Origin of the sequence: Chryseobacterium sp. MDT2-18 (genome assembly GCF_030815285.1) — a bacterium.
Classification (GTDB): Bacteria; Bacteroidota; Bacteroidia; order Flavobacteriales; family Weeksellaceae; genus Kaistella; species Kaistella salivictor.
This window is the reverse complement of the sequence record NZ_JAUSWQ010000005.1, coordinates 42,475-56,126: the sequence shown is the minus strand read 5'-3', so window position 1 is coordinate 56,126 and position 13,652 is coordinate 42,475. Positions and strand designations below refer to the sequence as shown.

The 13,652-nt window shown below is 42.6% G+C and carries 3 protein-coding genes; all 3 read left to right on the top strand.

Translation table 11 applies throughout. The features are described from left to right. The first annotated feature begins 214 nt into the window (after positions 1–214). The 3 genes from QF004_RS06790 to QF004_RS06780 all read left to right on the top strand — a co-directional run bounded on the left by QF004_RS06790 (position 215) and on the right by QF004_RS06780 (position 13,505). Positions 215–3,496, top strand: a complete 3,282-nt coding sequence (locus QF004_RS06790; protein WP_307424265.1) for a T9SS type A sorting domain-containing protein — start codon at positions 215–217, stop codon at positions 3,494–3,496. Positions 3,497–4,526: 1,030 nt separating this feature from the next. Further along, a complete protein-coding gene (locus QF004_RS06785; RefSeq protein WP_307424263.1) occupies positions 4,527–9,968 on the top strand; it encodes a GEVED domain-containing protein in 5,442 nt (1,813 codons plus the stop codon). Positions 9,969–10,163: 195 nt separating this feature from the next. Next, positions 10,164–13,505, top strand: coding sequence for a GEVED domain-containing protein (locus QF004_RS06780; protein ID WP_307424260.1), 3,342 nt, complete (start codon positions 10,164–10,166; stop codon positions 13,503–13,505). The last annotated feature ends 147 nt before the right edge of the window (positions 13,506–13,652 follow it).

Below are 13,652 nucleotides of genomic sequence, written 5' to 3'. Positions count from 1 at the left end.
AAGTTGCCGATCATTGAACAAAAATAGTAAAAATTTCCTGTGTATGCATGACTTTTGAAATTAGTCTTTGTCTGGTTGTTTTTTTTAGCTGTAAAAAAAAAATAAATGGATAATAGGATGCATTTCATTAAATGTTTTCATCACAAGGGTGTTTTCACCTTTTTTTTTTCCGGTTTTAAGTCTATTTTTGTGGCAACACAACACAAAAACACACATGATGAAAAAATTTACCTCTTGGGGAGCGTGCCTCCTGATGTTTTTCCTGCTTGCTTTTCAGACGTTTAATGCACAGGTTAAAGGAGATTACAAATCTGCTGGAACTGGAAACTGGACCAGTCTTTCAAGCTGGCTTTATTATGATGGATCAGGTTGGGCAACACCAGGTAGTACTGTGGGTTACCCGGGTGAAAAAACCAATCCCCTTACAAAAACGGTTACGATCCTTGCACCCCATACGATAACAGTCAGTTCTGCTCTCTCCGTAAGTATAGGTGATTTATATGTTGAAGGGAAATTAGTTTTAATGAATAATTTTACTCTTAATACCAGAACGCCTTACCCCAATCTAATTATTAATGATGGAACAATATATTTTGCAAAAAATGCCGAATTTACTTTGCCATCGGGAGCTAATATTAGTATTTCTATTGCCGATTCTAAGACGCAAGGTCTACAAATGGTCGACCCCAATGATAATACTGCGTGCACTGGGCAAACCGGAATAAGTATCGGAAATAAAAAGTTTTCAATGTGCCAAGGTGCCGGAACGGCAGGAACTTTTGGCCAAGTTAATGAAGCAGCAGCAAGTGGTATTGCAGTAGCCAATGCAGATGAAACGCAGATATGTGCAGGAGGCTCTGTTAAGCTTATTGGAAGCAAAATTGGTAGTGCTTTGGCCAAGGACAAAACTATCAAATGGGTACAAATTACTGGTCCAACTGTATCTATGCCTCCGACACCGCAAAAATTTCCTTCTGAAATAAATGTCGGACCTCTTAGCGCAGGTACTTATGCCTTTGAATTTAGTTTTATGATAGGAAATAATACATTCACTGACAATATAACCATTAGCGTAAATCCTACTTCAGTAGTAGGAACTGTATCTGCTAATCAATCTATCTGTTCCGGTACTGCTGCAACTATTAGCTTGAGCGGTAATGTGGGAACAATACAATGGCAGCAATCTGCCGACGGCAGTACCTGGACTAATGTTACGGGAGGGTCAGGTGGCACAACAAATAGTTATACTACACCCAACTTGACCGCAACAACTTATTATCGGGCACTGGTAAAAAGCGGAGCCTGTTCTTCAGCCACTACATCTTCGGTTACCGTAAATGTAAATCCTGCTTCTGTAGCAGGGACTGTTTCAGCTTCTCCATCTATCTGTTCCGGTACCGCTGCAACAATTAGCTTAACCGGCAGCGTGGGAACAATACAATGGCAGCAATCTGCCGACGGAATATCAAATTGGACCAATGTTACAGGAGGGTCAGGTGGCACAACAAATAGTTATACTACACCCAACTTAACCGGGAATATTTTTTATAGAGCGGTTGTTACGAGTGGGCTTTGTCCTTTTGCAAATTCTTTACCTATAAAAGTAACAGTGTCACCAATAAGTACCGTAAGCTTAACTTCTGTCCCGGCGACGAATAACCAGATCCTTTGCAGCAGCGCTGCAGTTGCAATCACACCAATTACTTTCAGCACAATGGGTGCGTCGGGAATCGGCACACCAACCAATTTACCAACAGGGGTTTCTGCAGCGTGGTCAGGTAATACCATTACCATCAGCGGTACTCCGACAGAAAGCGGAACATTCAAGTACAGTATTCCTTTGACAGGAGGATGCGGTACCGTCAACGCAATTGGCACAATTACCATTAACGATGGAGCACCCACCACTTTCAGCGGAACCTGGAGTAATGGCTTACCGGACATTAGCAAAAAAGCCATTTTCGCAACCAGTGCTGCGATCACCTCCGGAAATAATATGACAGCCTGCAGTTGCGAAATACAACCAGGTGCAACCTTAATTATTAATGCAAATGCCGCACTGACGGTTCAAAATAATATTGTCAACGAAGGTCAGCTGATTGTGGAATCTGATGGTAACCTTATTCAAAGAAATAACACCGCAACCTATACTTCTGCAGCAGGAAAAAGCATTACTGTAAAACGGAATGCTTCCATGAGACGTTTAGATTATACGTATTGGGGAAGCCCCGTTTCCGGTCAGAAGTTGAAAACATTTTCTGCCGGTACTTTAAATAACCGTTTTCTGACTTATAATGAAAGCAATGATATTTTTGTTGAAATAGATCCTGTTGCCAATAACTTTGCTGATAATGGTAAAGGTTATGCAATCAGAGCCGCCAATACCTACACTGTCACGCCGCAGGTGTTTGGAGGAACTTTTGTCGGCAAGCCTCATAATGGGATCATTTCCTATCCGTTACAGAAATTGGGTCAGGGTTTCAATCTGGTGGGTAATCCCTACGCTTCCAATATCGATTTCAATAAATTGGCAAACGCAGGTACAATAGTGGGTAAAGCTTATTTCTGGACCAATGTAAATGAAAATCCTCCGATGGAGGGCGGTGCTTACAGCGGTGCTAATTATGCTACTTATACCGTAGGTTCTGGTGGCGTGCCCTCCCTAAACGGTGGTCCTGAAAAAAAACCTGACCAATTTATTAAGGTAGGGCAGGGATTTATTGTACAGGCAAAAGCAAACAATACCCAATTGGTATTCAATAATGACATGCGGAATGACGGTTCCGGGGCCAGTAAATTTATGAACAGAAATGCAGCCAATAACGATCATCAGATTGATCGGTTCTGGCTGAAACTAACCACCCCTGCAGGCAATTTCAATACCATATTGTTGGCTTACCCAGAAGGTTCTACCAACGATTACCAAGCTGACTATGATGCGGAGCAACTTGGCGCGAGTTCAGATTCTTTTTACTCTGTACTCAATGAGCTTTCCTTAATTATACAGGGACGCCGGTTTCCATTAGAAAGGGCAGACAGAGTTCCTTTGGGAATGAAAGGTGTTGATGCCGGAAGCTATACCATGGAAACGGTAGAGAAGGAAGGGAGCTTCGCCAACGGGCAACATATCTACCTGAAAGACAAGCAAACCGGAACGCTGACTAACCTTTCCGAAAACAGCTATACTTTCACCGCCAATAAAGGGGTAACAGAAGGTCGGTTTGAAATCGTTTACCTGCCCGAAACTGTTTTGGTTACCGATAATAAGGTAAAAGAAGGTGTGGTAGTGTACAGAGACGGTAGTGATTTTGTAGTAAAAGCACAAAGTGAAAAAATTACCGCCTTGGAGGTGTATGACGGAGCAGGCAGAATCATCTTCTCGGTAAAACCAAACAACGTGCAAGTCACCATACCTGCGGACAAAATGGTCAAAGGGTTGTATGTTTTTAAAATTGCTCAAAGTGGAGAAGTTACCACCAGGAAAGTGATGCCATAACCCAGTCATTGCCAGCAGGAGGTACGACGACGCCACCTCAAAGTAAAAGCAATTGTTCCTTAAAAACTTTGCCAAAGTTCTGAACTTTGGCAAAGTTGGTTGTTGCGTGGGTGGCGGCGCGGAGTTGAAGCGATGTTGTGGTGATTTCGGCTCCGCTCAATCACCAGGGGAGGTTGTACAGTCACTAGGGAGGTCGCGTAGTCACCGGTGGGTTATGTAGTCACCAGATCTTTTATTAAAACATTTTGGTGATTTCGGCTCCGCTCATTCTACCAGGGAGGCTGGTCCATCACCGGGGGAGGTTGTACAGTCACTAGGGAGGTCGCGTAGTCACCAGTGAGGTTTTGTAGTCAGGGTCTTTTATTAAAACATTTTGGTGGCTGAGCGGAGCCGAAGCCCAAAGTTGGTCGCTGCGCGGATGCAAAATAGTAATGTTTTATGATATAAGAATTGGTGTTTTCACGCTATATTATTTCATGCAAAGGCGGTAAATTTGAACGTATTTTACTGACAGTCATATTGTTTTATAAATAATTTCTTAACACAAATGCACTTTACATGAAAACTTTTTACTTTATTCCGGGCAAGATTCCCTCGTAATTTTCTGGTTTTTCTCCGGTATCCGCAGTGGTTGTTTACCAAATCAGTATGTCATTATACCTGTGGTTCTTGCAGATTTATTATGTTCCTTTTATTCCTCATACTTACCACCAGCCGAGGTAAGTGATTTCCGAAAGCAAATCTTCAAAAATCGCGGTTTACAGATTCGCAGCTGATCAATCAGGATCGGGAAGATTCCTGTCTAAAGCGATGTTTTAATTGTTTAAAACAGATGCTCTAATCACTCTATTACAAAAGGTTTTTAGCCCTGCCAACCCAATATGAAATTCTTTAAAAAGTAATTTTATAAGAATAAGAAAAAACAGCAAAAGTGATTCACCTCAAGATAAATCTTTGACCCTGGAATTATTTGTGCTTTTTCAATAATATAAACACTGATGCCATGGAAAATAGCTCTATCTTCTTTAAAATGAATAAACCTTTATCATTTTATACCTTAAAAAGTACAATCCAAAGTTTAGTTATCGTCTTACTTACTCTTTTTGGAGTAACCAATGCTTTTGCGCAGCCCGTCACTTATACGACCGGATCTGGAAATTTTACAGTTCCTTGCGGGGTGACTTCACTAACAGTTCAAATCTGGGGAGGTGGCGGAGCTGGAGGCGCAGCAGATAATAATCCAAATGGAGGTTCAGGAGGAGGAGCGGGAGGGTACTCGACTGCAATATTAGCAGTTGCTCCCGGTAATGTTATTGCCTACTCAGTAGGTATTGGAGGTAATGGAGGTGCAGGTAACGGAGGTGCAGGAACAGCTTCTTCTTTTGGCGCTTTGTTAGCTAATGGAGGTAGTGGCGGAGGTCAAAACCAAGGGGCAATCGGAGGTGGTGGGACTGCGTCCGGCGGAACAACAAATACGTCTGGTGGAAATGGAGGAACAGGAACCACTACACTCGGAGCTGCAGGAGGAAACGCGCAAGGTGGTGGAGGAACAGGTGGGGCAGCCAGAACGGGCGTTTCTAACGATGGAAACAACGGGAATAATCCTGGCGGTGGAGGTGGCGGTGCATTAAGAATAAGCAACTTTGGAAGTGGTAGAACAGGGGGCGATGGTGCCCGTGGCGAAATAAGAATTACTTATTCCAACGTAATACCTGCAAATCCTGCCAACCCTACCAGTAATTCACCACAGTGTAATCCACCAGGTGTTACTTTAAGTAGAACAGGTACGCCACCAGTTGGGGTAGCATGGTATTGGCAAGTAACCGCATTAGGAACTGACACCGCAAATAGTACTTCTACTTATGTCGTTAATGCATCAGGTACTTATTATCTTAGAGCTCAAAATATTGCGACGGGTTGTTGGAGTACAGGATCAGGCAGTGTAGTGGTTGTAGTTAATCAACCGCCTGGTGCAATTGCTGGTGGGGCTGCAACGGTATGTTCTGGTTCTAATACACCTGCTTTTACAAATCCTAATGCTGGAGGGACTTGGTCTGTGATAGACGGAACAGGAACTGCAACAATCAACAATGGTACTCGGGTTTTAACAGGTGGTAATGCAGGAACAATAACGGTAGTTTATACCATAGGATCTTGTGTTCCTGCTACTTATAATGTAACAGTTAATCCTACTCCAACTGCAATTGGTGGTGGTGCACCAACGGTTTGTACAGGAACGGATTCTCCGGCATTTACCAATGCTACACCAGGAGGAACGTGGTCTGTTACAAACGGTACGGGTTCAGCAACCATAGATGATGCAACAGGAGTGGTAACAGGGGTTACGGCTGGTATTGTAACGGTTGTTTATACGGTCGGGGCGTGTTCAGTGACAAGAGCTTTAACCGTTCAACAGACACCAGGCCCAATTACTGGTGGAGCTGCAACGGTATGTGCAGGTTCTTTGACACCGGCTTTTGTAAATTCTATTGGTGGAGGGACTTGGTCTGTTATCAGCGGAACAGGAACCGCAACAATCAATAATGCTACTAGAGTTTTAACGGGTCTTACTGCGGGAACAGTAACAGTAGTTTATGCAATAGGCAACTGTACAGCAACATACGCTGTAACCGTAAATGCTTTACCTGTAATTACCGCTCAACCTGTAATTACCACCATCTGTACAACAGGTTCTGGTACTTTTAGTGTCGTGGCCACAGGTGCAGCAACGTACCAGTGGAGAAGAGCGGGGATTATTTTAACGAACACCGCTCCGTACAGTGGGGTAGATACGCCTACCCTTACCATTACCAATCCAACGGCAGGTGCTGCTGGCAATTTTGACGTGATCGTAGGCAATGGAAACTGTTCGGTAACCTCTATTCAAAGAGCTTTAACCGTGACAACGGTTCCTGCTGCTGTGAACGCTCCAACCCCGGCAAACAACGCTACTGGAGTATGTTATTCCGGTTCAGGCGCTATTTCCAGCATTGCATGGGGTGCTGTGGCGACTGCAACATCATATGACGTGTATTTCGGCACGGGAAGCGTGCCTGCAACCATCACTGCAAATGTTGCTACGCCAACCTTTACTACAGGAGCTTTGCTTGCCAATACGACCTACTATTGGAGAATAGTCGCTAAAAACAGTTGCGGTGATGCTCTTAGTTCTGCTCCTTATACTTTTACCACCTCAGCAGTACCATGCTATTGTGTACCGTCAGTGTCTACCAATACGCAGGCTCAGACGAATTATCTTTATCAGGTCAATTTCTTAGGGACTTTATTGGATACTTTTAATACCTCTACCTATTCAACTGCACCTCGCGGTTACCAGGATTTTACTGGCCTTACCCCTAAAAGTATTCAGGCAGATGGTAATGGAATGAATATCTATATGGCATCCACAATATCCGGTTTCTTTAAAGTATGGGTAGATTGGGATAAAAATGGTATTTTTAGTGATGCTGAAGTTGTTTATAATTCAAATGGCATTGCTCAGGCTTCAACTACTGTGGGGATTGTAATACCTGTTGGAGCACCCCCTGGTGATTATCACATGCGCTTACGGGTGAATGGACAGATTGTGTTCGGTTTTTTAACTGGCGATTCAAATGCATCTTCCTGTGGAAATTTAAATTATCCAGGTGAAACTGAAGATTATCTGTTTACGGTCGTTGCAAATTGTTCCGCTAATATTGCAACTGCCCCTCGTACCTCCCGATGCGGTGCTGGGCCTGTTAAATTAGAGCCAACAGCAAGTGCTGGAGTGACTGAATTTAGATGGTATAGTTCAGGAACTGGTGGCTCACCCATTGCAACTACAGCTGCAACAGGAAATACCACCTCTTGGGATACCCCAAGTATCTCTGCAACTACTACTTATTATGTAACTGCCTTTAACGGGTGTGAGTCTTTATTCAGAACACCAATGGTCGCTGTAATTAATGCCTTACCGATCATTTCTTTTAGTCCTGATGCTGCTGAAGTATGTGGCAATGAAGTTGTCATTGCAGTTTCAGCGACAGGAAGCGATCAGGTAGAGTATTTAATTAATGAAAACTTCACTAATGGGCTGAATGGATTCACCAATCAACTTCTGTCTGGAAGCAATGGTACTAATGCTGCTGCTGCGTGGCAGGTAAGAAGTAGTATTTTTACACCAGCTCTTTTCAGTTGGTATCCCGCTATTTCTTCGGGAATTAATGGAAATAAATTTGTAATGGCAACCTCTGATGTTGGGGTACAAGGACTAAATACAGAAAATGCATTGGTTTCACCATTCAAAAACACCGCTAATTTCGTAAATCTTACGTTAAATTTTAAAATGTATTATTCAAGATATTATCCGGATGGAACTAATCTTACTGCAGATTTTGTAAATGTAGAAGTCGCAACGAATGCGGCAGGTACCAACTGGGTGCTGATTCCAGGTGCTCAGCCCAATCCAAGCAGGATTACTACGGATGTTGGAATTGGAACTAAATTTACGCAGTTAAGTTATAATCTTGGAAATTATCTCAATCAACCTACCTTGAGAATCAGGATCCGTTATCATGGTGAATGGTGCGACGGGGTAGCAATAGATGATGTAGAGCTGTTTGGTGAAAAACCTTTAACTCCTTCATTTTCCTGGACCAGCAATAATCCTATTGCGTTTTATTCTGATGCAGCAGCAACGACGCTCTATACGGGTACTCCTGCATCAACCGTTTATATTAAACCCACTAATTTGCAGATGGAGCAGTCTTCAAATTGGGACATTCTGGCTACCGCTACTTTAGCGAATGGCTGCTCGGCTTCCGGTAATATTTCGGTCATCAATAATAATAAAGTTTGGAACACCAACACAAGTACAGACTGGAACGCTCCAAATAAATGGTTCCCTAACAATGCGGTTCCCAATGCAACTCAGTGTGTGATCATCAGACAGCCCGTCGTTTTAGGAGCCGGTGCGCCTGGTCTGGCAAAAAATATTACGGTACAGACTGGCGGTAGTTTAACCATTAATCCAAACCAATCATTGACAGTAACCAATGAAATCATCAACAACGCCGGTGCTGCTGATTTTGTCGTGGCCAGCGACGCCAGTTTGATTCAAAGTAATGATGCTGCAGTCAATTCCGGCAGCATTACCGTAAAACGCAATGCCAATATGAAACGTCTGGATTACACCTATTGGGCAAGTCCGGTTGCTGGACAGAATCTGAAAAACTTCTCTCCGGGGACTTTAAATAATCGGTTCTTAACCTATAACGAAAGCAACGATCTTTTTGACGTGATCGATCCACTTTCCAACAGTTTTGCAGATAATGGAAAAGGATATGCCATCCGCGCTTTCAATACCTATGGCACTGCCTCACAGGTTTTTGGAGGTCATTTTGTCGGAATCCCGAATAATGGCCTTAAAGGAATCGCTTTAAATTTCACAGATGCTGCGCATGGCTATAACTTAATTGGGAATCCATATTCATCGAATCTTAACTTTTATTCGCTTTACGCCAACAACAGTACACTCATTTATAACACCGCTTACTTCTGGACCAATATCAATCCAAACCCTGAAATGCAGGGAAGCGGTTATCCTGGAACAGGCTTTTTTAATAATTATGCGGTATTAAATGGCACCGGAGGAGTAAGTGCTACCATTTCTTCCTCTGCCGTTAATGGCAGCGATATCCCCAATGAATTTATAAAAGTGGGTCAAGGTTTTATTGTGAAGGCAAAAGCAGCAGGAGTACTTAATTTTAAAAATGCCGTCAGGACGGCTAATAACACTGGACATTTCTTTAATAAAAATGCAGAAAATCCGGTAGATCGTTACTGGCTGAGTCTGACCACGCCGCTTAATGTAGTCACCACACAGTTGATCGGCTATAAAGCAGAAGCGACAAATGGTTTCGAACTGGATTATGACGCGCCGCTTTTCATCTTGGGTGCGGATGCTTTCTACTCCCTGTTGGGTGAAGAGAAATTAGCCATTCAGGGTAAAGGTCCTTTTGTAGTAACCGATGTTGTGCCTTTAGGAGCCAGTCATTACGAAGCCGGAAACTACACCATCTCCCTGGGAAACAAAGAGGGTATTTTTGCCTCCGGACAGAAGATTTATTTGAAAGACAGCCAAACCGGCACGCTTACCGATCTTACCGAGGGATCATATATTTTTACGGCAGCTCGTGGAATAACCGAAGGCAGGTTTGCAATGGTATATGTGCCACAGGTTGTCCTCGCCACCGATGCTGCATCAGATGATGAGTTGGTTGTGTATCGTGAAGGAAATGATTTTGTAGTTAAAGCATCTGCCAAAAAAATAACTTCTATAGAAGTCTTTGATCCAAGCGGCAGGTTAATTTACACCCTGAAAGGGAACGGCCTCAGAGTGGTTGTTCCAGCCGAAAAACTGCCGAACAGTATTTATATTTTGAAAATCAGTCAAAACGGTACGGTAACAAGTCGGAAAATTTTAAAATAGTACATCATCTTTTTCATCAGAAAAGCCGGAATTGTCCGGCTTTTTTGATAAAAAAGGGAAAGGTTAATGTCTTTAAGAGTTGGTTTTCAGTAGAAAAGGTGTTTTGACCCTAACGTGTTAGTTGTTTTTATTTATATTTGTAATATATATATATATATATATATATATTACTGAATGTGAATTAAGACCTGTTTTATGAAAAAAATTCTATGTCTGTCATCGCTTCTTTTTAGCATTTTATTTTTTGGACAAACCCCTGTCACCTGTACTCCAAAATCAACCGCAACTAACCGCTTTATAAGCAGTGTAGAGTTTTTGGGAACCTTAAACCCCGATACAATTAACACGAGCGGGTATTCACCGGGTGGGTATTTCAGTTATGTCAACAATCCGGAGAAAGCCAAACAGGTTCCCGGTGGTGCGATCAATACGAAAGTGATTGTAACAGGTCCGGATTTAGGGGCCATAAAAGCGTGGGTAGACTGGGACAACAACGGCAGTTTTGGTAATATGGCCAGCGAGAATGTTTATAGCAGTACCATAAAGGGTTATGGAGTGCGTAATATGGTCTTTGGATTTATTGTACCTGTCGGAACGAAACCCGGACTCTACACCATAAGAATTAAGACCTCTGCAAAGGGCGAAAATTCTTTTTCGGCATGCACTAATTTAACAAGCGGTGAAACCGAGGATTATGCCATCGAAATTATTGAGGACTGTGCTGCAAAAATAATATCCCTTTCCGCATTGCAACGTTGCGGGCCGGGACCCATAACTTTAACGGCAGGGGGTTCCAAAGGTACGACTTCTTACCGGTGGTACGACTCTGAGTTCGGACCTCCCATCAGTGGACCAACTTCCAATATTTACACCACGGGAAATCTTGCGGTGGGAAGTTATATATACTACGCTACCGCACTCAACGGCACTTGTGAATCAGCCTTCCGTACACCGATTCGGGTCATGGTAAATCCGACCACAGAGATTGGCTTTTCACTGAACTCTCCTGAGATTTGTGCAGACCAGTCTTCTGTAATAGTTACCCCGTACGGCGAGAAAGAAGAAGTAACTTTGCTCACGGAGAAGTTTGAAGATGAAACATCTGTTACATTTAGGAACGATTTTGCAGGAAATGGAGAGTCGGGTTCGGGTTGGCAATTGCAGACCAGTCCATACCGTCCTGATCCCAAGGTTCATATTTATACCCCTGCTATTTCTTCGGGTTACAACGGCGGCAGGTTTGCGAATATCATTACCGATATACAGCGAAATTCGAATCTTTTAAATTACTTTACTTTAATCAAAGGCCTTAATACCACAGGGTTTTCTAATTTGAGTATCGATTATGATCTCTATTATTTCCCCGAAGAGAACAAAGAAACCAGAAATTATTTAAAATTACAGTACTCCGTAGATGGCAATTCCTGGACGGATGTAGCTACTTATTTTAACGACGTCGGCATAGCGAGCAGATTTCAGCGGCAAACCTTTGCGCTCCCTCCCGATGTTTTAAATAAAACCGACTTGAAAGTAAGGTTTGTTTTATTTGCTTATGGAGCTGGCAGTGAGTGGATTGCGGATATCGTGGGAATCGACAACGTGCGTATTTATGGTGAAAAACCTTTGAATACCTTATTGGGATGGACTAGTTCGTCAATTGATATTTATGATGCAAACTGTACGACGCGTTACACCGGAGCGACTCAATCAGTCTGCATTAAACCGACAGATGCCCAGCTTGAAAATAAAGAACAGTTCTCTGTAACGGCAACTGCTACTCTCAGCAATGGATGTCGGGTAAGTGCAGATGTCATCATTCTCAATAATAATAAAATCTGGAATTCTACCACCTCGGGAAACTGGAATGATACGGATAAATGGAAACCAAACAATCTGGTGCCGTCCGCAGATAAATGTGTCATAATAAAAACTCCAGTCGTTTTAGGTTCTGGTGCAGACGGTCTTGCTAAAAAACTCACCGTCATGCCAGGAGGAAGTCTGAATATTAATTCGAATAAAGTCGTAACAGTAACAGACCGTATAATTAATCATGCGAATGCAGCTGATTTCGTTGTTGCCAGTGATGCGAATCTGGTGCAAAAAAATGATACCGCCGTCAATACCGGTAAAATTACGGTGAAAAGACATTCGAATATGAAGCGTCTTGATTATACGTATTGGGCAAGTCCCGTTTCTGACCAAAATTTGAAATCCTTTTCTCTGGGAACAGTCAATACCAGATTTTTAACCTATAGCGAGGATACCGATCTGTTCGAGGTAATCGATCCTGTAACCAACAGCTTTATTCCGGGGAAAGGTTATGCGGTGCGCTCTCCTAATGATTTCCCCGCAGATAATTTAACCTATCAAGCCTTCAATGGAGTATTCACGGGAGTTCCTACGAACGGAACTTCCTGGAAAGATGCCACCCATGTTTCGAGGAGATTAAGTTTTCCCTTAAAATTAAACGGCAATGGATATAACCTTGTCGGGAACCCTTATCCTTCCAATATTGATTTTGAACTCTTGCATGCTTTAAATTCCGACAAAATAAATTTACTGGCGTATTTCTGGACCAATGTCAACGTTAATCCTGTCATGCAGGCTGATAAATACCCCAATGGAGGTTATGTAAGCAATTATGCGGTATTAAATGGGACAGCAGGAACGCCTGCCACCTATTCGGTCACTAATGTGAATCCAAATAATGGGTCTTTATTGGTTTCTAAAACGCCCAATAAGTATATTAAAATAGGGCAGGGATTCATTGTTAAAGCACTGGTAAACAATGAAGATTTAATTTTTAATAACAGCATCAGAAAACCGGATGCACCCTCTGTATTTTTTAACAGTAAAATGGCAGATTCTAATGCTGTAGACCGTTTCTGGATTCAACTCACCACGCCACTGAATGTCGTAACTACTGCAGCAATTGGCTATAAGCAGGGTGCTACAAATGATTTTGAGCTCGATTATGACGCCCCACTCATGGGTCTGGGCTCTGATGCAATATTTACCAATCTAGGGATAGAGAAACTGGCGATTCAGGGACGGCAGTATCCTCTGCAAATTACAGATGCAGTACCATTGGGGACCAATCATTATACTGCCGGTCTTTATACCATTGCGGTGCCTGTAGCAGAAGGCATTTTTGCCAACGGACGGAATATCTACCTGAAAGACTGTCAAACCGGAACGGTGACCAACCTGTCCGAAAGAGCTTATAACTTTTATGCCAATGCGGGGTTAACAGAAGGCCGTTTTGAAATTGTATATCAACCGGGATTAGTTATGGGTACCGATTCTGTGCTGAAACAGAATATAATTGTTTACCGGGATGGGCAGGACTTTGTCGTTAAATCTTTTGACAAAAATATTACTGGTATTGAAGTCTATGATGCTTCCGGCAGAATGTTGATGAAAATGCAGTCTAATCAGAAAGAAATCCGCCTGGATACCACCCGTTTCGTCAGCGGAATATACGTCCTGAAAATTGATCAGGAAGGAACTGCTGTCACGAGGAAAATGAGAAAATAATAATACATCGTAAAAAAAAGAACTACAAAGCCAGACTCGATTCTGGCTTTTGTGATAAATAGAAGTAGTTACAAAAAGTCAACTTTTATAATTTACTCATTAATGTTTTGGACAATATTTAATTATAGGTTTTTTTAACCGCCAAAG